Raw genomic sequence first — 21,442 nt, 5'->3', positions numbered from 1 at the left:
GGGCCATCACGGCCCGCGCGCATCGGGTTAGAGATCGTGGTGCAAGTACGCCGCCTGTTTCGGCAGGCGCAGGCTGAACAGGAAGGCGATCGCCATCATGGCCGTCACGTACCAGTAGAAGGAATTTTCCATACCGATGTTCTTCAAGCTCAGCGCGACGAATTCCGCCGAACCGCCGAAGATCGCATTCGCCACCGCGTAAGCCAGACCGACGCCGAGGGCGCGGACTTCCGGCGGGAACATTTCGGCTTTCACCAGGCCACTGATCGAGGTGTAGAAACTGACAATCGCCAGCGCGACGGTGATCAGCACAAATGCGAGGAACGGGCTGCTGACGCTTTTCAGGCTCAACAGAATCGGCACAGTGAACAGCGTACCGAGCGCGCCGAACCAGAGCATCGAGTTACGTCGGCCGATCTTGTCGGCGAGCATGCCAAACAGCGGCTGCATGCACATATACAAGAAGAGCGCGCCGGTCATGATGTAGCTGGCGGTCTTGGCGTGCATGCCGGCGGTGTTCACCAGGTATTTCTGCATGTAAGTGGTGAAGGTGTAGAAAATCAGCGAGCCACCGGCGGTGTAACCGAGCACGGTGATGAACGCGGCTTTGTGATCGCGAAACAGCGCGGCGATGCTGCCGGCGTCTTTGTGTGCGCGGGTTTCCTTGTTGGTGGTTTCTTTCAGGCTGCGACGCAGGAACAGCGAAATCAGCGCCGCCACTGCACCGACCACAAACGGAATCCGCCAGCCGTAGGCGCGCAGGTCTTCTTCGGTGAGGAATTGCTGCAGGATCACCACCAGCGACACCGCCAGCAGTTGCCCGCCGATCAGCGTCACGTACTGGAACGAGGCGAAAAATCCGCGCTGGCCCTTGAGCGCGACTTCGCTCATGTAGGTCGCGGTGGTGCCGTACTCGCCGCCGACCGACAAGCCTTGCAGCAAGCGTGCGAACAACAGCAGGACCGGTGCCCAGACGCCGATGTCCTTATAGGTCGGCAAGCAGGCAATCAGCAACGAGCCGAAGCACATCATCAGAATCGAGATGAGCATCGAGTTCTTGCGACCGTGTTTGTCAGCCACGCGACCGAAAATCCAGCCACCAATCGGGCGCATCAGGAAGCCGGCAGCGAACACGCCAGCGGTGTTGACCAGCTGCACCGTCGGGTTGTCGGAGGGGAAAAACGCCGGGGCGAAATAGATCGCGCAGAAGGCGTAGACGTAGAAGTCGAACCATTCGACGAGGTTGCCGGACGAGGCGCCGACAATGGCAAAGATGCGCTTGCTGCGCTCTTCACCGGTGTAATGGGAGGTGGTGGTTGTCATTGTTTTTCACTCGATAGGGACAGTGAGAGTCTAGACATACTTTGCAACAGTCCCGTTCCACAGTTCCATCTGCAACACAGTTCCCTTGTAGGAGTGAGCCTGCTCGCGATGGCGGTGTGTCATTCAGACCATTTAAATCTGACACACCGCCATCGCCAGCAGGCTCACTCCTACAGGGATTGGGGTGTTCTTCAGTAATCGAAGAACACGGTCTCGGCGTCAGTGCCCTGCAGGATCACATTCCACTGGTAAACACCCGAGGCGTCCTGCTTGGCCAGCAACGTCGTGCGGCGCTCGGCCGGCACACACTCGAGCAACGGATCATCAACGTTCGCCGGCTCACCTTCAAAGTAGATTCGCGTCAGCAAGTGCTTCACCAAGCCACGGGCAAACACCAGCACCACCAGATGCGGCGCCTGGGTCGAGCCCTTCAGCCCTTCAACCGTGCCCGGTTTGATCGTGGTGAAACGGAAGCGCCCTTCCGCATCCACCGGTACCCGGCCGAAACCTTCAAAGTGCGGATCGAGCGGTTTGTCCTGCTCGTCTTCCGGGTGGTCGTACTTGCCGGCGGCGTTGGCTTGCCAGACTTCGAGCATGGCGTCGTTGACGACATCACCATTGCCATCCACCACTTGCCCGGTGATCGCCACACGCTCGCCGAGGGTCTGCTCGACGGTGAGATTTTCGCGGTTCAGCCAGGTCAGGCCGATGTGGTAATACGGCCCGACGGTGTGGGACGTGGTCGCAGTCAGCGTCATCTTATTTCTCCATCGGCGTGGCTTCACGCCCGCGCAACACGATGTCCCAGCGATAACCGAGGGCGTAGGACGGAATGGTTTTTTCCAGATCGAAACGGGCGATCAGGCGTTCCTTGGCCGAAGTGTCCGGCACGCAGTTGTAGATCGGGTCGTAGGCCAGCAGCGGATCGCCCGGGAAATACATTTGCGTGACCAGACGGGTGAGGATGCTCGGCCCGAACAGCGAAAAGTGGATGTGCGCCGGACGCCAGGCGTTGTGGTGGTTGCCCCACGGGTAGGCGCCGGGCTTGATGGTCTGAAACTGATACCAGCCGTCGGCGTCGGTGACGGTGCGGCCGGTGCCGGTGAAGTTCGGGTCCAGCGGCGCATCGTGCAGGTCGCGCTTGTGGTTGTAGCGGCCGGCAGCATTGGCCTGCCAGATTTCCACCAGAATTCCCGGCACCGGCAGGCCGTTTTCATCGAGCACGCGGCCGTGAATGATGATGCGTTCGCCCTGCGGCTCGCCTTCATGCTGGGCGGTCAGGTCGTTATCGGTGTCGCCCACACGCTCGGCGCCGATGGTCGGGCCGGTGATTTCCGACAGCGAGTGCGGCAGAAACACCAACGGCTTCGACGGCGAGCGCAGGTTGGTGGATTGATACGTCGGGTGCAGGTACTCAGGCTGAGTGCCTTCCTGCGGACGACGGTAACCAGGCTTGTCAGACATGTCGCTTTCCTCTGTTCTTTTTCGTCACGGCTTGCGTCAGACGCGTTCGATGGCCAGGGCCAGACCTTGGCCGACACCGACGCACATGGTCGCCAGACCTTTCTTGCCACCGGTCTTTTCCAGCTGATGCAGGGCGGTCAGCACCAGTCGTGCGCCGCTCATGCCCAGCGGGTGACCCAAGGCAATAGCGCCACCGTTCGGGTTGACCTGCGCGGCATCGTCCGCCAGACCCAGTTCACGCAGCACCGCCAGGCCTTGGCTGGCAAACGCTTCGTTGAGCTCGATCACGTCGAAATCGCTGACGGCTACGCCGAGACGCTCGATCAATTTGCGCACCGCTGGCACCGGGCCGATGCCCATTACCCGCGGCGCAACACCGGCGCTGGCCATGCCAAGCACTTTGGCGCGGGCGGTCAGACCGTGTTTTTTCACCGCTTCAGCGGAAGCCAGAATCAGCGCGGCAGCACCGTCGTTGACGCCAGAAGCATTGCCGGCGGTGACGGTTTTGTCAGGGCCGTTGACCGGTTTCAGCTTGGTCAACGCTTCAATCGTGGTATCGGCGCGCGGATGTTCGTCCTGGCTGACCACGGTTTCGCCCTTCTTGTGGGCAATCCGTACTTCAACAATTTCTTCGGCGAAGTAACCAGCAGCCTGCGCGGCGGCGGTACGTTGCTGACTGCGCAGGGCAAACGCGTCCTGATCGACCCGCGAGACTTTATAGTCATCGGCGACGTTATCGGCAGTCTGCGGCATCGCATCGACGCCGTACTGCGCCTTCATCAAAGGATTGATGAAACGCCAGCCGATGGTGGTGTCTTCCAGTGTCATGTTGCGCGAAAACGCTGCGTCAGCCTTGCCCATCACGAACGGTGCACGGGACATCGACTCGACACCGCCGGCAATCGCCAGCTCCATCTCGCCACTGGCAATCGCACGGAATGCGGTGCCGATGGCGTCCATGCCCGAGGCGCAAAGACGATTGAGGGTCACGCCCGGCACGCTTTCCGGCAGACCGGCCAGCAACAGCGCCATGCGCGCAACGTTGCGGTTGTCTTCGCCGGCCTGGTTGGCGCAGCCGAGGAATACTTCGTCGATGGCGTTCCAGTCCACCGACGGATTGCGTTCCATCAGGGCCTTGATCGGCACGGCGGCCAGGTCATCGGCGCGAACGGCGGACAGTCCGCCGCCGAAACGGCCGATCGGCGTGCGAATCGCGTCGCAGATATAAACGTCACGCATCATGCTTCTCCCGGTGCCTGGCCGTGGGCGGCGGCGGTGCGCGCTTCGAGGTCGCGCAGTGCGGTCAGTTCGACGTCGGTCGGTTCAGCGGTGGTTTCGACGTTGTCAGCAAAACGAATCGCCCAACCGGTGGCCGCCACCACTTGCTCGCGGGTCACACCCGGGTGCAGTGCGGTGACCACGAATTCATGAGTGCCCTCTTCCGGCTCCATGATGCACAGATCGGTGATGATGCCGACCGGACCGGCGCCCGGCAGGCCCAGACGTTTGCGCGAATCGCCGCCCTCGCCGTGACCGACCGAGGTGATGAAATCGAGCTTGTCGACAAACGAGCGCGCCGACTGTTTAAGGATGATCAATACGCTTTTCGCCGAACCGGCGATCTCCGGCGCACCACCGGCACCCGGCAAACGCACTTTCGGCGAGAAGTAATCGCCGACCACGGTAGTGTTGATGTTGCCGAAACGGTCGACCTGCGCGGCGCCGAGAAAACCGACGTCGATGCGCCCGCCCTGCAGCCAATAGCGAAAAATCTCACCGGTCGGTACGACAGTATCAGCGGTTTCCGCCAACTCGCCGTCACCGATCGACAGTGGCAACACGCTTGGCTTGGCGCCAATCGGACCCGATTCGTAGATCAACACTACGTCCGGCGAAGAAGTCAGGCGCGCGAGGTTGGCGGCTTTCGACGGCAGGCCGATGCCGACGAAGCATACCGAGCCGTTCTTCAGGCGACGGGCTGCGGCGACGGTCATCATTTCATTGGTGGTGTAAGTCATTACTTGGCCTCCGAAGCAGCGGCCAACTTGGCCTGAAACGCGCTGAAGTCAGCGCAGCCATGGATGTATTCGTTGATCCACGCGGTAAATGTCTCACGGTCGCGGGCGATCGGATCCCACGCCTGATAGAAACGATTGTCGCGCTCGTTGTAACCGTGGGCGTAGGACGGATGTGCACCACCGGGTACGTGGCAAACCGCGCTCAAGGCCCAGGTCGGCAATACGCAAGAGTTCATCGGCGCGTTGAGGTTGTCGACGACTTCTTCAACGGTGACGATGCAGCGCTTGGCGGCCAGTGCGGCTTCTTTCTGTACACCAAGAATGCCCCACAGCAGCACATTGCCCTGGCGGTCGGCTTTCTGTGCGTGGATCACGGTCACGTCCGGACGCACCGACGGCACCGCCGCCAGTACTTCACCGGTGAACGGGCAAGTCACAGTCTTGATCAGCGGGTTGACCTTCGGCAGGTCGGAACCGGCGTAGGCTCGCAGCACCGCGAACGGTAGGCCGGAAGCGCCAGCAACGTAGGCATTCGCCAGGTCGGCGTGGCTGTGCTCTTCGATTTCGAGAGCGTGCGGCCATTGTTTCTCGACCGCATCGCGCAGACGGTGCAACGAACCTACACCGGGGTTGCCGCCCCAAGAGAAAATCAACTTACGGGCGCAACCGGCGCCGATCAGTTGGTCGTAGATCAGGTCAGGCGTCATCCGCACCAGCGTCAGATCTTTCTTGCCCTGACGAATGATTTCATGACCCGCTGCCGTAGGGATCAGGTGAGTGAAGCCTTCGAGTGCGACGGTGTCGCCGTCGTTGACGAATTGCTTCACCGCGTCGTGCAGCGAAAGGATCTCAGCCATGGAGCGGGCTCCTGTTTTTGTAATGAATCGCCAGTGATAAAAAGGCGCGAGGTTCAGCGCCGGAGTCACTGCAGATTAAGCCTGGGAAATTCGCCAAACAATCCGATAATCGACTGAGTGTTCGTTTATCGAACAGATTGTTACTCCCCTAACAATCAAGATCCAAGGCTTCGCCAGCAAGGCCGCTCCCACATTTTGAAATGCATTCCAATGTGGGAGCGAGCTTGCTCGCGAAGGGGCCAGAACATTCAAAGAAGATTCTGACAGTAGTACTCAAGTCGCATCTGCATGACTGACCATGCCTTTGATCACCACTGCAGTAGTCGCCAACGCCGCCGGAATCACCAACGCCGTCAGCACCTGCTCGAAATTCCAGCCAAGGCCCAACAACGTCGCGCCCATCCACGCCCCGAGAATCGCGCCAAAGCGGCCAATCCCCAGCATCCACGACACGCCAGTCGCCCGCCCCTGCGTTGGATAGAAACGCGCCGCCAGCGACGGCATCGCCGATTGCGCGCCGTTCACGCACATCCCCGCCACCAGTACCAACGTCGCCAGCAACGTAATGTTGCCCAGGCTCTGCCCTACCGCGTAGGCAAACACCCCGGCCAGCAGGTAGAAAGTGCCGATGACCTTGTGCGGGTTGAAGCGATCCATCGCCCATCCCACAGCGACCGCGCTCAACACCCCGCCGAACTGGAACAAGGCACCGATAAATGCGGCTTGCTCCATGCTAGCGCCGCTGTCACGCATCAGCGTCGGCAGCCAACTGGTCAGCAGATAGACAATCACCAGGCCCATGAAATAAGTCAGCCACAGCAACAAGGTGCCGGTGCTGTAAGTGCCGGAGAAGATCACCGCGAAGACGTTGCGCGCCTTGACGGTCTTCTGTTCAGGCACGCTGAAACTCGAGGCTTGGGCGACAGTGACTGGATCAATCGGCGCCAGAGTCTTGCGGATTTTGTCGGTGCCACGATTGCGCACGACCAGATAGCGCGCCGATTCCGGCAACCAGAACAGCAACACCACGGCGAGAATCAGCGGCAAAATCCCACCGATCAACAACAGGCTGTGCCAGCCGAACGCTGGTATCAGCTTGGCGGAAATAAACCCGCCACCGGCCATGCCGAGGTTGAAACCGCAGAACATGCTGGTCACCAGCAGCGACTTTTTGCGCTCGGGGGTGTACTCCGACAGCAAAGTGGTGGCGTTCGGCATCCCGGCGCCCAAGCCAAGGCCAGTGAGGAAGCGCAGCACCAGCAATTGCTCAACGTTGCTGCTGTAGGCCGACGCCAGGCTGAAGGCACCGAACAGAATCACGGCGCCGACGAGCACGACTTTTCGCCCGAAACGGTCAGCCAAAGGGCCGGAACCCAGTGCGCCGAAAACCATGCCGATCAACGCCGCACTCATCACCGGGCCGAGGCTGGCGCGGTCGATGCCCCAGTCCTGCGACAGCGCCGGGGCAATGAAGCCCATCGCGGCGGTGTCGAGGCCGTCGAGGAAGACAATCAGGAAACACAGGATCACCACCCGCCACTGATAGCGCGAGATCGGTTGGGCATTGATGAAGGTCTGCACGTCGAGGCAGTTACCCACAGCGGACTGAGGCTGGTTCATTATTTTTATTCCACGCAAAAAACGCAGTCGAACGGCGGCCGGCCAGAGAGCGGCACGGACACAAGAATAGAAGGTCTGGATCAGGCGTTGCGGGAAACCCGGCAACAGCGGATGGGGCGGAGACAGTCGGAGAGCATGCGCATGGTGAGTTGCCTCTTGTCATTATTATGGGAGTCGGCAGTCCGGCGGGCTCATTCACATCAGCGCCGGATGACGCTGCCGCGACATTAATGATCCGAGGGTTTTAGCGTCAATTCGATAAACGCAACACTGTGCGTTTATCGAACACTTCATCAGGCAAACAATTGCGCGCTGAGGTCGCGACTGGCGCTGAGCAGGCCCGGCAGGAAGCGCTGCTCCAGCTCGGTACGACTGACGCGACCGGCGTGGGTGCTGACGTTGAGCGCCGCAACGACCTGACCGGAAGCATCGTAGACCGGCACGGCAATCGAACGCAGGCCTTGTTCCAGTTCCTGATCGACGATGCACCAGCCTTGCTGCCGCACTTCCTGCAGGCATTCGAGCAAAGCATCAGGTGTATGGATCGTGCGGCTGGTCTTGGCCACCAGTTCGGCGTGATCAAGGTATTCACGCAGCGATGTGTCGTCGAGTGCTGCCAGCAGAATCCGGCCCATCGATGTGCAATACGCCGGCAAGCGCCCACCCACTGACAGATCCACCGAAATCAGCCGCTGGGTGGTTGCCGAGCGGGCGATGTAGAGAATGTCGTCGCCCTCCAGCGTGGCCATGTTGCAGGCTTCGTGGAGTTGTTCGCTCATGCGGTCGAGGTATGGCTGGGCGGACACCGCCAAAGGCGTCGACGACAGATAGGCGTGGCCGAGGGTCAGCACTTTGGGCAGCAGCGAATAGGTGCGTCCGTCAGTGGTGGCGTAGCCAAGTTTGATCAGCGTATGCAAGCAACGGCGTACGGCCGCGCGGGGAATCTCGGTGCGGTGGCTGATCTGGGCGATGGTCAGGTGCCGTTTGCGTTCCTGAAACGCCTGCACCACCGCCAGACCACGGGCCAACGAGGTCATGAAATCCGGATCACCGGTCAGCGCCTGGATGCGTTTGGCCGGCGAGGCGACGATCGGCGGTGCCACGGAAGTGAAGGAGTTGCGCATTTGATCGTTCATTTATTGTCCTTTTATCCGGCACGGATCAATGGGCTATACAAGCGGCTCGCCGGCAAATGCACAAGCGCCAAGCCTGCAAGATTGGGCGATTATCGAACCGTCAGCCGATAATCGCAATCTGCCGTGCGGCTTGTCGCAAGCCCTTTCCGGGGTTCGCGCAACTTCGGCCGTTATCTGAATCACTGCTTTAGTTGTTCGACTAAATGACGCCAAAAACTGATCGCGTGGCAAATAAGGGCCAACGCGCACTTCAACTAGTGATAAAAGTTGCGGGTCACAAAACAATCACACATCCAGAACCGTTTTTAACTTGGCAAAGATAGTCATTCCCGAATCGACCGCTATAATGCACATCAGTGACGCCTTGTCTTAATGGCCGAGGTCGCCACTCGCTGCGGCGATGTCCATCGCCAACAGCCCGGCCAGCGCCTGACGCGCATCACTCATGCAACGCCTGCGCTCGCTGAAACAGGAAACTGATGCTGCGTCAGTTTTTATCTGGTGCCGTAGCCGCCTGTAACACGGAAGTCTTGATCGCCCCACCGATTACACCAATGCCTGTCCGGGTGTTGGATGCTCGGTGGCCTCGTTCAATCGATTCGTTGCAGTGCGTTTCACCAGACACTTAACTCAACTCATACAGGTAGCACTGTGACGAAAGACGAACTGCGCGCGGAACTTGAGCGCCAGGAACAACGTTACAAGGAAGTTTACGGCGGGGAAGTCACCACCTACGCCGCTCAGCCCGAACCGGAACGCAAAGCGTGGCGTAAACGCCCGACCGTTCAGGATCAGGTCTTCAAGCAGGAAATCGAAAAGATCGAAAAGGAACTCAAAGCCGAAGAGCCTTGAGCCACGGTTTTCGTTTCTTTTGAAGGTTTGCGTCCATACCGGCTACGAGCGCGGTGGAACGACGATGCCTTGCGCGCCCGCTACCCGCGGGCAGCGGCCATCAACCGGCCTGGCGGGTTGAGGACGGGCGTCCTACACGTTTCACAGATATTTCAGACAAGCGTTTGAGACCACCCTGCATGGGTGAAAGCGCCCGAAAAATAAGGCTTTTTTCAATATAATCAACAGGTTGAAAAACCCTGCGCAACGCTTGGTTTTCATGCGCTGCAACAAATTAAATCGAAGAAGTGCGTAACCGATGAGCAGGTAGGGCATCGATTTCCAGTCTTTTCTGGCATAATCGCGCCCCCTTACGACCGGGTCAGAAAACCTTCATGATCGATTTATTCAGCGGACTGGATGCTTGGGTGCTTGTGAGCCTCTTGCTCGCCCTGACGTTTGTCCTCGCCTTCGAGTTCATCAATGGATTTCATGACACCGCTAACGCGGTAGCCACTGTTATCTACACCAAAGCCATGCCGCCTCATCTGGCAGTGTTCTTTTCCGGTGTGTTCAATTTCCTCGGCGTGCTGCTGGGCGGCGTTGGCGTGGCGTATGCCATTGTCCACTTGCTGCCGGTGGAACTGCTGATCAATGTGAACACCGGCCATGGCCTGGCGATGGTGTTCTCGTTGCTCGCCGCGGCAATTACCTGGAACCTTGGCACCTGGTACTTCGGTATTCCGGCGTCCAGCTCGCACACCCTGATCGGCTCGATCCTCGGTGTCGGCCTGGCCAATGCCCTGATCAACGATATCCCGTTGGCTGACGGCGTGAACTGGCAGAAAGCGATCGACATCGGCGCCTCGCTGGTGTTCTCGCCGATGGCCGGCTTCCTGATCGCCGCGCTGGTGTTGATCGGCCTGAAATGGTGGCGCCCGCTGTCGAAGATGCACAAGACGCCGGAACAGCGCCGCAAGATCGACGACAAAAAGCACCCACCATTCTGGAACCGTCTGGTCTTGGTGATCTCGGCCATGGCCGTGAGCTTCGTGCACGGTTCCAACGATGGCCAGAAAGGCATCGGCCTGATCATGCTGGTGCTGATCGGTATCGTCCCTGCGCAGTTCGTCCTCGACCTGAACAGCACCACCTATCAGATCGAACGCACTCGCGATGCGACTTTGCACCTGAGCCAGTTCTACCAGCGCAACGCCGATTCGCTGGGTGAATTCCTGGCCCTGGGTAAAAGCGTGGAAGGCGACCTGCCGGAGAAATTCCGCTGCAACCCGCAGCAGACCGAACCGACTATCACCGCTCTGCTGCACACCCTTAAAGGCGTAGCGGACTACCATTCGCTGTCTTCGGAAAGCCGTGTGGAGGTTCGTCGCTACCTGCTGTGCCTGGACGACACCGCGAAAAAGGTTGGCAAGCTGCCTGGCCTGGAAGCCCGTGAAAAGGCTGACCTCGACAAGCTGCGCAAAGACCTGACCACCACCACCGAATACGCGCCGTTCTGGGTGATTCTGGCGGTTGCACTGGCTCTGGGCCTGGGCACCATGGTTGGCTGGAAACGCGTTGTATTGACCATTGGCGAGAAGATCGGCAAGCAGGGTATGACTTATTCCCAGGGCATGTCGGCGCAGATCACCACCGCCAGTCTGATCGGCATGGCCAACATCTTCAGCCTGCCGGTGTCGACCACTCACGTTCTGTCCTCGGGCGTGGCCGGCACCATGGTTGCCAACAAGAGCGGCCTGCAAGGTGGCACGGTGCGCACGATTCTGTTGGCGTGGGTGTTGACCCTGCCGGCGACTGTGGCGCTGTCGGCCGGGTTGTTCTGGCTGGCGTCGAAGGCGCTGGGTAGTTGATAGATAGCGGTACATGAGAAAGGCGCGATTCGAGAGGATCGCGCCTTTTTTGTTTTTTGGGGTTTGGGTTTGTGGGCATATCCGTTGCTGCGGGTGCTGCCGCTGGCGGTTTCGCTCTTACAGCGAGTCACCTTTTCCAAACGCCGAAAAGGTAACCCAAAAGGCTTTGCCCCTGGCGTACGGCACTTCGCTGAGGCTCAGTGTTCCCTCGCTACGGTGGGGCAAAAGATCAAAAGCCAAAGCAAAAGCCAAAGCAAGATCAAAAGCCCCTCACCCTAGCCCTCTCCCAGAGGGAGAGGGGACTGACCGAGGTGTTTGGGAGAGGTACGCCGACGTGCGATACCGCGTTGAACTCAGACTTTGAAAAACACACAAACCGGCCCCCTCTCCCTCGGGAGAGGGCTGGGCGGGCGGCGTTCCGATGAGGGGGAAATCCACCACAAATCCAAAGCCGACCACGCCCCGCTCTTCACCACTCAATAGGCCGAGTGTCAGCTCGCCTGCTCTTGATCTTGATCTGTAAGGCGACGTCGGAAGGCTGAGTGGAGGGATTGATCCGGGCGTGGGAGCGCAGCGACCGTTTGGCGAAGCCAAACACAGCGGAAGGAGGTGCAGCGAAGCAAACCGGAGCCGCTGCGCCCGGATCGATCCCGCAGCGAAGGAACCCGAGCCTGCGAGGGCCGAACGCAGGAGCAAGCCTTTTCGGTTACCTTTTTGGCGTTTGAAAAAGGTGACCCGCCGTAAGGGCGGAACCGTAATCAGCAACACCCGCAAAAACGGATATTCACCCAGAACCCCAGGAGCATGGTCGGCCCAAAGGCCGCCAAGACACAAAAAAAAGGGGCAACCGAAGTCGCCCCAAAATGCCTTGCGTGCTCATCAATCCAGAAGAATCACTTCTTGCGCTTATTCGCATCCTTCCAGATAAAAAATCCAAACCCTGCAAAAAACAGAACCATCAGCCCTACAGTCAGGACCCCGGCAAACACCACGTTATCGAAAAACATGACTGGCCTCCTGGCCCCTGCTCTGCTGCGATGGACCTAAGTTACCAAACACACAGGCGCACAAATTGACCGGGATCAATACCAGCAACGAAGGGAGATAAAGGAGGGGCATTAAATGACCTGCATCAAAGGATGCAGGGGCAGATCAGCGCTTTTTCGGCTTGTTTTTCGACTTTTTCTTGGCTTTTCCCAGCGGCATCGCCTGCTCGAAGGCCTGGCGCACTTCGTTCAGGCGCTTCTCTTTTATGTCATGCACCCGCTTGGCGCGCTCAGTGCTGAGGTCAATCAGTTTGTCGTCTTGGCTCATGGCATTCAGTACATCGCAGTAAAGGATCACAACTGCCACATCACCGGCAGGACCGCGTCAATAATGCAACGTCACACCAGCGCTGACCAGCCGAAGATCAGATCTCGATATCGACCCACAAGCCCTGACGCGGCTGATCTTCCATCAGCGGCACCACCGGCACGGTGTTGTCGGCGTTCAACTCGGTACCGGGCACAGCCAGGTGTTCTTCCGGGTCTTCGTCGGCTTCGCGACGGCGACGGTCACGCTCTTGCTGACGACGCTGTTCTTCGCGCGCCAGCAGGCGGTCCTCTTCCGGATCGCGCTTTTGCAGATCGATCGTGCTTTCGTTGGAGCTTTCCTGAACCGGCACCACCGGAGGAATGTCCGGCCGCTGGCGGATCGGATCCTGCTGGGAAGTGATCGGCACAGCGCTCAGGGGGAGCATCGGTGGCAACATATAAAGGGTCTCCTGTCAGCAGGCTATCGGCTGCGGCAAAGGCGCCTTGAGCCATCCGTCGCAAATCTGTGACCTGATTGGCACTCACAGGTGCCCTGCACAGGAAGAAAACAGACGCATGACGCTTTTCTTTTCAGCTTGCAGCTCGCGGCTAAAAGCTCGCCGCTGTTCCTAATCCTTTGGCCCTGAAGCCTGCATTCCGTTAAGATAGCCCGCTTTTTCAAGGTGGGAGTCAGGCAGCATGGCGCAGCAGTATCAACCGGGGCAACGCTGGATCAGTGACAGCGAAGCAGAGCTTGGTTTAGGCACCGTTCTGGCACAGGACGGCCGCTTGTTGACCGTGCTTTACCCGGCCACTGGCGAAACCCGCCAGTACGCGCTACGGAATGCGCCCCTGACCCGCGTGCGATTCTCGCCGGGCGACAGCATCACCCACTTCGAAGGCTGGAAGATGACGGTGCAGCAAGTCGACGACGTCGACGGGCTGATGGTCTATCACGGTCTCAACGGGCAGAACGAAGCCGTCACCCTGCCGGAAACCCAGCTGTCGAACTTCATTCAGTTCCGTCTGGCCAGCGACCGTCTGTTCGCCGGGCAGATCGACCCGCTGGCGTGGTTCTCGCTGCGTTACAACACCCTCGAACACACCAGCCGCCAGCTGCAATCTTCGCTCTGGGGCCTGGGTGGCGTTCGCGCTCAGCCAATCGCACACCAATTGCACATCGCCCGCGAAGTCGCCGACCGTATCGCGCCACGCGTACTGCTGGCGGACGAAGTGGGTCTGGGTAAAACCATCGAAGCCGGTCTGGTGATCCATCGCCAACTGCTCTCGGGCCGCGCCAACCGCGTGCTGATCCTCGTCCCGGAAAACCTCCAGCACCAGTGGCTGGTGGAGATGCGCCGCCGCTTCAACCTGCAGGTCGCGCTGTTCGACGAAGAACGTTTCATCGAAAGCGATGCCACCAACCCGTTCGAAGACACCCAACTGGCGCTGGTAGCGCTGGAATGGCTGGTCGACGACGAGAAAGCGCAGGACGCACTGTTCGCTGCCGGCTGGGATCTGCTGGTGGTCGACGAAGCGCACCACCTGGTCTGGCACGAAGAGAAAGCCAGCGTGGAATACTCGCTGGTCGAGCAACTCGCCGAAGTCATCCCGGGCGTGCTGCTGCTCACCGCCACCCCGGAACAACTCGGTCAGGATAGCCACTTCGCCCGTCTGCGCCTGCTTGACCCGAACCGTTTCCACGACCTGGCTGCATTCCGCGCCGAGAGCGACAACTATCGCCCGGTGGCCGAAGCCGTTCAGGAACTGCTCGACAAGGGCCGCCTCTCGGCCAAGGCGCACAAGACCATTCAGGGTTTCCTCGGCAACGAAGGCGAAGCCCTGCTGACCGCGGTCAACGATGGCGACACTGAAGCCAGCGCCCGCCTCGTGCGTGAACTGCTCGATCGCCACGGCACCGGCCGCGTGCTGTTCCGAAACACCCGCGCTGCCGTGCAGGGTTTCCCGGAGCGCAAACTGCACCCGTACCCGCTGCCGTGCCCGGACGAATACCTCGAACTGCCGCTGGGCGAACACGCCGAGCTGTACCCGGAAGTCAGCTTCCAGGCCCAGCCGGACGCCAGCGAAGAAGAGCGCTGGTGGAAATTCGACCCGCGTGTCGAGTGGCTGATCGATCAGCTGAAAATGCTCAAGCGCACCAAGGTGCTGGTGATCTGCGCCCACGCCGAAACCGCGATGGACCTGGAAGACGCCTTGCGCGTGCGTTCCGGCATCCCGGCCACGGTGTTCCACGAAGGCATGAACATCCTTGAGCGTGACCGCGCCGCCGCCTACTTCGCCGACGAAGAGTTTGGCGCGCAAGTGCTGATCTGCTCGGAAATCGGCAGTGAAGGTCGTAACTTCCAGTTCGCGCACCACCTGGTGCTGTTCGATCTGCCGTCGCACCCGGACCTGCTCGAGCAGCGTATCGGTCGTCTCGACCGGATCGGCCAGAAACACATCATCGAACTGCACGTGCCGTACCTGGAAACCAGCCCGCAAGAGCGCCTGTTCCAGTGGTATCACGAAGCGCTGAACGCGTTCCTCAACACCTGCCCGACTGGCAACGCCTTGCAGCACCAGTTCGGCCCGCGCCTGCTGCCGCTGCTCGAAGAAGCCGACGACAGCGAGTGGCAAGCGCTGATCGACGAAGCACGCACCGAGCGCGAGCGTCTGGAAGCCGAGCTACACACCGGTCGCGACCGTCTGCTGGAGCTGAACTCCGGCGGTGCCGGCGAAGGTGAAGCGCTGGTCGAGGCGATCCTTGAGCAAGACGATCAGTTCGCCCTGCCGATCTACATGGAAACCCTATTCGACGCGTTCGGCATCGACAGCGAAGACCATTCGGAAAACGCCCTGATCCTCAAGCCGAGCGAGAAAATGCTCGACGCCAGTTTCCCGCTGGGCGACGACGAAGGCGTGACCATCACTTACGACCGCAATCAGGCGCTGTCGCGCGAAGACATGCAGTTCATCACCTGGGAACACCCGATGGTGCAGGGCGGCATGGACCTGGTGCTGTCCGGTTCGATGGGCAACACCGCCGTCGCGCTGATCAAGAACAAGGCGTTGAAGCCGGGCACCGTGCTGCTGGAACTGCTCTACGTCAGCGAAGTGGTCGCGCCGCGCTCGCTGCAACTGGGCCGTTACCTGCCGCCGGCCGCCCTGCGCTGCCTGCTCGATGCCAACGGCAATGACCTGTCGCCACGGGTCTCGTTCGAAACGCTGAACGATCAGCTGGAAAGCGTGCCGCGTGCCAGCGCCAACAAGTTCATCCAGGCTCAGCGCGATCAGCTGACGCCACGGATCAACGCCGGTGAAGACAAGATCGCCCCGCGTCACGCCGAGCGCGTGGCCGAGGCCCGTCGCCGTCTGGCGGCCGACACCGACGAAGAACTGGCGCGCCTGACCGCGCTGCAAGCGGTCAACCCGACCGTGCGTGACAGCGAACTGGTGGCGTTGCGTGAGCAGCGTGAGCAGGGTCTGGCGATGCTGGATAAAGCGGCGTTGCGTCTGGAAGCGATTCGGGTGTTGGTGGCGGGCTAAACCGCCCTGCTCCATCGCTGAAAACAAAAAGGCCCGCAGTGATGCGGGCCTTTTTGTCTGTCTGTTATTTGTTAGTTGATGCTGATGGCCCCTTCGCGAGCAAGCTCGCTCCCACAATTTGGAATGCGTTCCCATGTGGGAGCGAGCTTGCTCGCGAAGGCGGCTATGCAGTCGCTACTGCAACTTCTGGCTCAACCACCGCAACCAGCCCCTCCTTCATCCGCTGCGCATCGCGCACAAAACACCGCGCCGCCAGAAACAGAAACACCATGGTCAAAAACAGCGCCACCGGTATCAGGTACATCGCATCATGCAGCCCGACAGCCTTGAACGCCTCGGTCATCTGCTCAGCCCCCGCCGCCAGCATCGCCGTGTGGGCAAAATGATCCGACAGGCCACCGACCACCACCGGCCCCAGACCACCACCCAGCAGATACAGCCCGGCAAAGAACAACGCCATCGCCGTCGCTCGCAGGCGCGGTTCGACCACGTCCTGAATCGCCGTATAAACGCAGGTGTAGAAGTTGTAGGCAAACAGCCAGCCGACACTGAACACCGCGACAAACACGCCAATCTCGACCCGCCCCGAATGCAACGCCCACGCCGTGCACAGCGTCGAGATAATCAGGCTGAACGCGGCGAACAACAACCGCCCGTTGGCCACACGCTGGTGAATCTTGTCGGCGATCCAGCCGCCCAAAGTCAAGCCGACCAGCCCGGTCACGCCAACAATGATCCCGGTGGCCACCGCCGCTTCCTGCAACGGCATTAGGAAATAGCGCTGCAGCATCGGCACCAGAAACGAGTTGCAGGCATAGGTCGCGAAGTTGAAGCACAACCCGGCCATCACCAGCCAGAGAAAGGTCGGCACCGCGAGAATACGGCGGATCGGCTTGTCGACTTTCTCTTGCGAAACCTGCACGGTCTCCGCTGCGCCGCGCTTCGGCTCTTTGATGAAGAACATGAAAATCGCCAAAAGCAGACCCGGCACCGCTGCAATAAAGAACGGCGCACGCCAGCTATCAAACGCCTTCACCATCCAGCCGATGGTGAAGAACGCCAGCAACAGCCCCAGCGGCAGACCGAGCATGAAAATACCCATGGCCCGCGCCCGACGGTGTGCTGGAAACAGATCACCGATCAGCGAGTTGGCCGCTGGCGCATAACTGGCCTCGCCGATGCCGATGCCCATGCGCACGATCAGGAAACTCCAGAAACTGCCAACCAGGCCGTTGACCGCCGTCAGCGCGCTCCACGTCGCCAAGCCCCAGCCCATCAGTTTGCTGCGCGAACCGGTGTCGGCCATCCGCCCCAGCGGCAATCCGGCGATGGCGTAAACAATGGTGAAGGCGGTGCCGACGATCCCCAGTTGAAAATCGCTGAGGTGCCATTCCATGCGGATCGGCTCGATGATGATCGCCGGAATGGTGCGGTCGAAGAAGTTGAACAGGTTGGCAAGGAACAGCAGGAACAGAATGCGCCAGGCATTCGCCGCTTGGGTCGAGTTCTGCATGGGTCCGTCTCTTTATTGTTATAGGGCTTCACTGCCAACGCATCCGAGCCCGGAACCTGCAATCTAGTCAGCCGCGCAAAGGCTGTCTGTGATCATTCGTCTGCCTGATATCGGCCCATGGCACTGTAACGAAACGTAAGCCCTTGATAACGCTTGAATCCCCCGAAAACCGGGGCTTTTGCGGCAAAACCTTGCCACAAAAAAATAGTTTCACGCCCCCCTTCCCAACGCCGTGGCGAAGCCTAGAATAGCCGCCGGATCCGTCCGGATCTCCCGATCAATCCCTTTGATACCCCCGTCCATGTCCGAAGTCAGTCCGTGTCTGAATTGCGGTGCCTGTTGTTCCCATTTCCGTGTGTCTTTTTTCTGGGGTGAGTGCGCTTCCTCCGGCGGCACCGTGCCCGATGAACTGGTCACGCAGATCAGCCCCAGTCGGGTGGCGATGAACGGCACCGACTGCAAATCGCCACGCTGCACGGCGTTGGAAGGCGAAGTCGGCAGCGAGGTGAAGTGCTCGATTTATGAATTGCGCTCCAGCCCCTGCCGCGAATTCGAATCGTCATGGGAAAACGGCGAACAGAATGTCGATTGCGACAAGGCTCGCGCGCGTTTCGGCTTGCCGCCGCTGCAACCGGACTGGGCGCACATCCCTTTCGAACAGATCGCTTGAGCCTTTAGCGCCAATCGCTATGACGCTAATGCCGAAATCATTAGCGCCAATGTGCCACTACCCCTTGCACCCCGAAATCGGCCTCTATACTCCTGACATTCAACTGCGTTCAACGCGCACTCGGGACGACTTCAGAGACGGGGCATGCTATGGAGTGGCTTGGTTTGCAGTTTGTTGCCGAGCTGCCGGAGAGCGGGCAGGTCATCCTCGATTGCAGTCACAACCCTCTCCTGGTGATGGTTGCGTATCTGGTCGCCTGCGCAGCCAGTTTCGCCACCCTGGATATGGCTGAGCGCGTTGTAAATGCCGAAGATCCGGGGTCGCGGCGGATCTGGCGCTGGATCGGCGCGACCTGCCTGGCCGGCGGCATCTGGGCCATGCATTTCATCGGTATGCTGGCTTTCCAGACACCGATCGACATTCAGTACGACCTGGGCATCACCCTTTTCTCGTTGCTGATCGCCCTGCTCGCCTCTTGGCTGGCCATGCAAACCCTGAGCGAAGTGCAGCCGAGTGCATTGCATTGCTTGAAAACCGCGTTTGTCATCGGCCTGGGCATCGCCGGCATGCATTACGTTGGCATGGCGGCGATGAAGTCGAGCGCCACCGCCTACTATCATCCAGGACTGTTCGCGCTGTCTGTGGTGATCGCCATCGGCGCCAGTTTCGCCGCGCTGTGGGTGGCCCGCTATCTGAGCGAAGGCAGCGGCGTGGCGCATCAGTTGCTCAAGTACAGCGCTGCGCTGATACTCGGCGCCGGCATCATCAGCATGCATTTCACCGGCATGGCTGCGCTGGATCTGGTTCTTCCCGAGGGAGGCCTGACAGCGAGCGGCGGCGATAACGGGCATCTGCAACTGGGCCTGACCGTGGCGCTGATCATCCTGCTGATCCTTGGCAGTGCGATCAGTGCGGCGCTGGCCGATAAAAAACTGCAGAACAAGGAAGAAGACCTGCGCCGCGTCAACGCCCTGCTCAGCCAGCTCGATCAGGCGCGCATGTCGCTGCAACAAGTGGCCAACTACGACGCCCTGACCAACCTGATCAACCGTCGCGGTTTCAATCAGATTTTCGCCGAGAAACTCAGCCAGAAAACCAGCGAAGGCGGCATGCTCGCGGTGATGTTTCTCGACATCGACCACTTCAAACGGATCAACGACAGCCTCGGCCATGACGCCGGGGACGAACTGCTCAAGGTCATCGCCCAGCACATCAAAGGCTCGGTGCGCAGCCATGAAGACGTGGTCGCGCGTTTCGGCGGCGACGAGTTCTGCATCCTCATCAGCCTGCGTGACCGTGAAGAAGCCCGCAACATGGCCCAACGCATCATGCTCAAGATGAAGGAGCCGATCGAGTTGGCCGGACGCCGCATGGTGATGACCACCAGCATCGGTATCAGTCTGTTTCCGGAGGATGGCAGCACCTGCGAAGAACTGCTCAAGCACGCCGATCTGGCGTTGTATCAATCCAAAGGCGCGGGGCGTAATGGCCTGCACTTTTTCAGTTCCAACCTCAAGACCCGCGCCAGCTTCGAGCTGCAACTGGAAGAAGAACTGCGCCATGCCCTGCGCGAGGAAAACGGTCTGACGCTGTATTACCAACCGATCTTCGAACTGAAAACCGGCCGTGTCACCAAACTGGAAGCGCTGATCCGCTGGCAGCATCCGCTGCACGGGTTGCTGACCCCGGATCGCTTTATCACCATCGCCGAAAACAATGGCCTGATCGCCGAACTGGACAACTGGGTGCTACGCCGCGCTTGCAAGGATCTGGGTGAACTGTCGCGCCATGGCTGCGAAGAACTGAAAATCGCCTGGAACTGCTCGCCACTCAACCTCACCCGGGAAGAACTGGCCAACGAAATCGAAAGTGCCTTGCGCACCGCCGGGGTGGCGCCGGAACGGCTGGAACTGGAAGTCACCGAAAATGCGCTGATGGGCAACATTGCCAACACCCTGGTGCTGCTGCGGCAGATTCGTGCCTTGGGCGTCTCACTGTCGATCGACGACTTCGGCACTGGCTACTCGTCGCTGGCCTACCTCAAGCGCCTGCCACTCAACACCCTGAAGATCGACCGCTCGTTCATCCTCGATATTCCCACGGCGACCGCCGACATGGAGATCGTCCAGGCGATCATCGTCATGGCGCACACCCTGCATTTGCAAGTGGTCACCGAAGGCGTTGAAAGCCTGGAACAGTACGAATTCCTTGAGCGCTCAGGCTGCGACTTCATTCAGGGTTACCTGCTCAGCCGTCCGGTGCCGCTGGACGAACTGCGCCCGGTACTGGAGGAAATCAATCAGCGCAAACACTCACACGCGGTCAATCCGTTGATTCTGGCGCGCGGTACATTTGCACCAGTGTCGCTGGATCCTGCGCCAGATAGCCTTGCGCCCCATGCAGGCGCATCAGTTGTGCGGCCAATCCGCTGATCGGCGTCGCCGAACCCTGTTCGCGGGAGAATTTGACGGCGGTGTCGAGATCCTTGAGCAGTGTGCGCACGTGCCATTTGATCGGTTCGAAACGGCTTTCGGCCATTTGCGGGGCGAGAATCTGCAACGGTTTCGAGTCGGCAAAACCACCCGCCAGCGCCTCAGCGATCAGACTCGCATCGACCCCGGCCTGCTCCGCCAGCGCCACCACTTCGGCGATCACCAGCGCATTGCAGGCGACGATCATCTGGTTGCAGGCCTTGGTCACCTGGCCCGCGCCAATGCCGCCCATGTGCGTGACGCGCTGACCGAGATTGAGCAGCACCGCACGTACGCGCTGAAGATCTGCCGCTTCGCCACCGACCATGATCGCCAGACTGCCCGCCTCGGCACCGCCCACGCCGCCGGACACCGGTGAGTCCAGCCAGGCCATTCCGGTTTTCTCCAGCAGTTGCGCCGCCATTTCGCGAGTGGCCGTCGGTTCAAGGCTGGAAAAATCCACCAGCAACTGGCCGCTTTTCGCGCCTTCTGCGATACCGCCAGCGCCAAAAACCACCTCGCGAACCACTGCCGTATCGGCCAGACACAACATCACCACGTCGGCGTGTCCGCACAGTTCAGCGGCTGTCGCCACCTGCCGGGCACCGGCCTCGACCAGTGGCGCGCACTTGGCCGGGTTGCGATTCCACACGGTCAGCGGGTAACCCGCCGCCAACAGACGCCGGCACATGGGCAGGCCCATCAGACCGATTCCGGCGAACCCCAACGAAGGTAGCGTTGACATCATTTTGCCTCTTTTCGATTAAAGATCGCCGAATAATGGCCGATTCATCAACGATCAGGAAAGGATTCCCCCCAGCGACAGT

General features: G+C 60.1%; 18 protein-coding genes. 5 read left to right on the top strand and 13 right to left on the bottom strand.

Going from position 1 to position 21,442, the window contains the following annotated elements:
* Positions 1 to 27: 27 nt before the first annotated feature.
* The 8 genes from GTU76_RS24200 to pcaR form a co-directional block, all read right to left on the bottom strand.
* Complete coding sequence (locus GTU76_RS24200) at positions 28 to 1,323, bottom strand: MFS family transporter (RefSeq protein WP_180699771.1); 1,296 nt, start codon at positions 1,321 to 1,323, stop codon at positions 28 to 30.
* Positions 1,324 to 1,514: 191 nt separating this feature from the next.
* Positions 1,515 to 2,081 (bottom strand): protocatechuate 3,4-dioxygenase subunit alpha, encoded by a 567-nt coding sequence (gene pcaG / locus GTU76_RS24195; RefSeq protein WP_175555143.1) that lies wholly within the window; start codon positions 2,079 to 2,081, stop codon positions 1,515 to 1,517.
* Between the two features lies 1 nt (position 2,082).
* Entirely contained in the window at positions 2,083 to 2,787 is a 705-nt protein-coding gene (pcaH, locus tag GTU76_RS24190) for a protocatechuate 3,4-dioxygenase subunit beta (RefSeq protein WP_016982815.1), read from the bottom strand.
* Between the two features lie 36 nt (positions 2,788 to 2,823).
* Complete coding sequence (gene pcaF / locus GTU76_RS24185; protein WP_180699770.1) at positions 2,824 to 4,029, bottom strand: 3-oxoadipyl-CoA thiolase; 1,206 nt, start codon at positions 4,027 to 4,029, stop codon at positions 2,824 to 2,826.
* Positions 4,026 to 4,805 (bottom strand): CoA-transferase subunit beta, encoded by a 780-nt coding sequence (locus GTU76_RS24180; protein WP_175555145.1) that lies wholly within the window; start codon positions 4,803 to 4,805, stop codon positions 4,026 to 4,028. Before GTU76_RS24180 ends, pcaF begins: the two co-directional genes overlap by 4 nt.
* Complete coding sequence (locus tag GTU76_RS24175) at positions 4,805 to 5,662, bottom strand: CoA transferase subunit A (protein WP_175555146.1); 858 nt, start codon at positions 5,660 to 5,662, stop codon at positions 4,805 to 4,807. Before GTU76_RS24175 ends, GTU76_RS24180 begins: the two co-directional genes overlap by 1 nt.
* A gap of 273 nt (positions 5,663 to 5,935) precedes the next feature.
* Positions 5,936 to 7,282, bottom strand: a complete 1,347-nt coding sequence (gene pcaK, locus GTU76_RS24170; protein WP_180699769.1) for a 4-hydroxybenzoate transporter PcaK — start codon at positions 7,280 to 7,282, stop codon at positions 5,936 to 5,938.
* Positions 7,283 to 7,575: 293 nt separating this feature from the next.
* Positions 7,576 to 8,418: a pca regulon transcriptional regulator PcaR gene (gene pcaR, locus GTU76_RS24165; protein WP_007917109.1), complete on the bottom strand. Its 843-nt coding sequence runs from the start codon at positions 8,416 to 8,418 to the stop codon at positions 7,576 to 7,578.
* Between the two features lie 651 nt (positions 8,419 to 9,069).
* Between pcaR and GTU76_RS24160 the strand changes: the two genes are divergently transcribed.
* A complete protein-coding gene (locus GTU76_RS24160) occupies positions 9,070 to 9,270 on the top strand; it encodes a hypothetical protein (protein ID WP_008080067.1) in 201 nt (66 codons plus the stop codon).
* A 374-nt stretch (positions 9,271 to 9,644) separates the two neighbouring features.
* Entirely contained in the window at positions 9,645 to 11,120 is a 1,476-nt protein-coding gene (locus tag GTU76_RS24155) for an inorganic phosphate transporter (RefSeq protein ID WP_016982821.1), read from the top strand.
* 893 nt (positions 11,121 to 12,013) lie between these two features.
* Here GTU76_RS24155 and ccoM read toward each other — a convergent pair.
* From ccoM to GTU76_RS24145, 3 genes are all read right to left on the bottom strand, one after another.
* Complete coding sequence (gene ccoM / locus GTU76_RS30295; RefSeq protein WP_003222396.1) at positions 12,014 to 12,127, bottom strand: cytochrome c oxidase subunit CcoM; 114 nt, start codon at positions 12,125 to 12,127, stop codon at positions 12,014 to 12,016.
* A 145-nt stretch (positions 12,128 to 12,272) separates the two neighbouring features.
* Complete coding sequence (locus GTU76_RS24150; RefSeq protein WP_007918490.1) at positions 12,273 to 12,434, bottom strand: hypothetical protein; 162 nt, start codon at positions 12,432 to 12,434, stop codon at positions 12,273 to 12,275.
* Positions 12,435 to 12,531: 97 nt separating this feature from the next.
* Entirely contained in the window at positions 12,532 to 12,873 is a 342-nt protein-coding gene (locus tag GTU76_RS24145; RefSeq protein ID WP_003222394.1) for a hypothetical protein, read from the bottom strand.
* 241 nt (positions 12,874 to 13,114) lie between these two features.
* Between GTU76_RS24145 and rapA the strand changes: the two genes are divergently transcribed.
* Positions 13,115 to 15,961, top strand: coding sequence for an RNA polymerase-associated protein RapA (rapA, locus tag GTU76_RS24140; protein ID WP_180699768.1), 2,847 nt, complete (start codon positions 13,115 to 13,117; stop codon positions 15,959 to 15,961).
* Positions 15,962 to 16,124: 163 nt separating this feature from the next.
* Here rapA and GTU76_RS24135 read toward each other — a convergent pair whose 3' ends face one another.
* The gene (locus GTU76_RS24135; protein WP_180699767.1) at positions 16,125 to 17,474 is read right to left on the bottom strand and encodes a spinster family MFS transporter; all 1,350 of its coding nucleotides are present in this window, start codon (positions 17,472 to 17,474) and stop codon (positions 16,125 to 16,127) included.
* Between the two features lie 301 nt (positions 17,475 to 17,775).
* On the opposite strand from GTU76_RS24135, the gene GTU76_RS24130 reads away from it, so the two are divergent.
* Both GTU76_RS24130 and GTU76_RS24125 read left to right on the top strand, forming a co-directional pair.
* Positions 17,776 to 18,144, top strand: coding sequence for a YkgJ family cysteine cluster protein (locus GTU76_RS24130; RefSeq protein WP_016986603.1), 369 nt, complete (start codon positions 17,776 to 17,778; stop codon positions 18,142 to 18,144).
* A 149-nt stretch (positions 18,145 to 18,293) separates the two neighbouring features.
* The gene (locus tag GTU76_RS24125; protein ID WP_180699766.1) at positions 18,294 to 20,576 is read left to right on the top strand and encodes a putative bifunctional diguanylate cyclase/phosphodiesterase; all 2,283 of its coding nucleotides are present in this window, start codon (positions 18,294 to 18,296) and stop codon (positions 20,574 to 20,576) included.
* On the opposite strand, the gene GTU76_RS24120 is transcribed toward GTU76_RS24125, so the two are convergent.
* Entirely contained in the window at positions 20,467 to 21,363 is an 897-nt protein-coding gene (locus GTU76_RS24120) for an NAD(P)-dependent oxidoreductase (protein ID WP_180699765.1), read from the bottom strand. The genes GTU76_RS24125 and GTU76_RS24120 overlap by 110 nt on opposite strands.
* Between the last annotated feature and the right edge of the window lie 79 nt (positions 21,364 to 21,442).

Source organism: Pseudomonas crudilactis (genome assembly GCF_013433315.1).
GTDB lineage: Bacteria > Pseudomonadota > Gammaproteobacteria > Pseudomonadales > Pseudomonadaceae > Aquipseudomonas > Aquipseudomonas crudilactis.
The sequence above is the reverse complement of the archived record's forward strand: the minus strand, read 5'-3'. Positions and strand labels throughout refer to the sequence as shown.

What these genes read in the sequence shown, in the direction of transcription:
- GTU76_RS24155 (WP_016982821.1), top strand. Translation starts at nt 9,645, where the DNA reads ATGATCGATTTATTCAGCGGACTGGATGCTTGGGTGCTTGTGAGCCTC.
- rapA (WP_180699768.1), top strand. Translation starts at nt 13,115, where the DNA reads ATGGCGCAGCAGTATCAACCGGGGCAACGCTGGATCAGTGACAGCGAA.
- pcaK (WP_180699769.1), bottom strand. Translation starts at nt 7,282, where the DNA reads ATGAACCAGCCTCAGTCCGCTGTGGGTAACTGCCTCGACGTGCAGACC.
- GTU76_RS24175 (WP_175555146.1), bottom strand. Translation starts at nt 5,662, where the DNA reads ATGGCTGAGATCCTTTCGCTGCACGACGCGGTGAAGCAATTCGTCAAC.
- pcaF (WP_180699770.1), bottom strand. Translation starts at nt 4,029, where the DNA reads ATGATGCGTGACGTTTATATCTGCGACGCGATTCGCACGCCGATCGGC.
- pcaG (WP_175555143.1), bottom strand. Translation starts at nt 2,081, where the DNA reads ATGACGCTGACTGCGACCACGTCCCACACCGTCGGGCCGTATTACCAC.
- GTU76_RS24125 (WP_180699766.1), top strand. Translation starts at nt 18,294, where the DNA reads ATGGAGTGGCTTGGTTTGCAGTTTGTTGCCGAGCTGCCGGAGAGCGGG.
- pcaH (WP_016982815.1), bottom strand. Translation starts at nt 2,787, where the DNA reads ATGTCTGACAAGCCTGGTTACCGTCGTCCGCAGGAAGGCACTCAGCCT.
- GTU76_RS24180 (WP_175555145.1), bottom strand. Translation starts at nt 4,805, where the DNA reads ATGACTTACACCACCAATGAAATGATGACCGTCGCCGCAGCCCGTCGC.
- GTU76_RS24145 (WP_003222394.1), bottom strand. Translation starts at nt 12,873, where the DNA reads ATGTTGCCACCGATGCTCCCCCTGAGCGCTGTGCCGATCACTTCCCAG.
- GTU76_RS24130 (WP_016986603.1), top strand. Translation starts at nt 17,776, where the DNA reads ATGTCCGAAGTCAGTCCGTGTCTGAATTGCGGTGCCTGTTGTTCCCAT.
- pcaR (WP_007917109.1), bottom strand. Translation starts at nt 8,418, where the DNA reads ATGAACGATCAAATGCGCAACTCCTTCACTTCCGTGGCACCGCCGATC.
- ccoM (WP_003222396.1), bottom strand. Translation starts at nt 12,127, where the DNA reads ATGTTTTTCGATAACGTGGTGTTTGCCGGGGTCCTGACTGTAGGGCTG.
- GTU76_RS24135 (WP_180699767.1), bottom strand. Translation starts at nt 17,474, where the DNA reads ATGCAGAACTCGACCCAAGCGGCGAATGCCTGGCGCATTCTGTTCCTG.
- GTU76_RS24120 (WP_180699765.1), bottom strand. Translation starts at nt 21,363, where the DNA reads ATGATGTCAACGCTACCTTCGTTGGGGTTCGCCGGAATCGGTCTGATG.
- GTU76_RS24150 (WP_007918490.1), bottom strand. Translation starts at nt 12,434, where the DNA reads ATGAGCCAAGACGACAAACTGATTGACCTCAGCACTGAGCGCGCCAAG.
- GTU76_RS24200 (WP_180699771.1), bottom strand. Translation starts at nt 1,323, where the DNA reads ATGACAACCACCACCTCCCATTACACCGGTGAAGAGCGCAGCAAGCGC.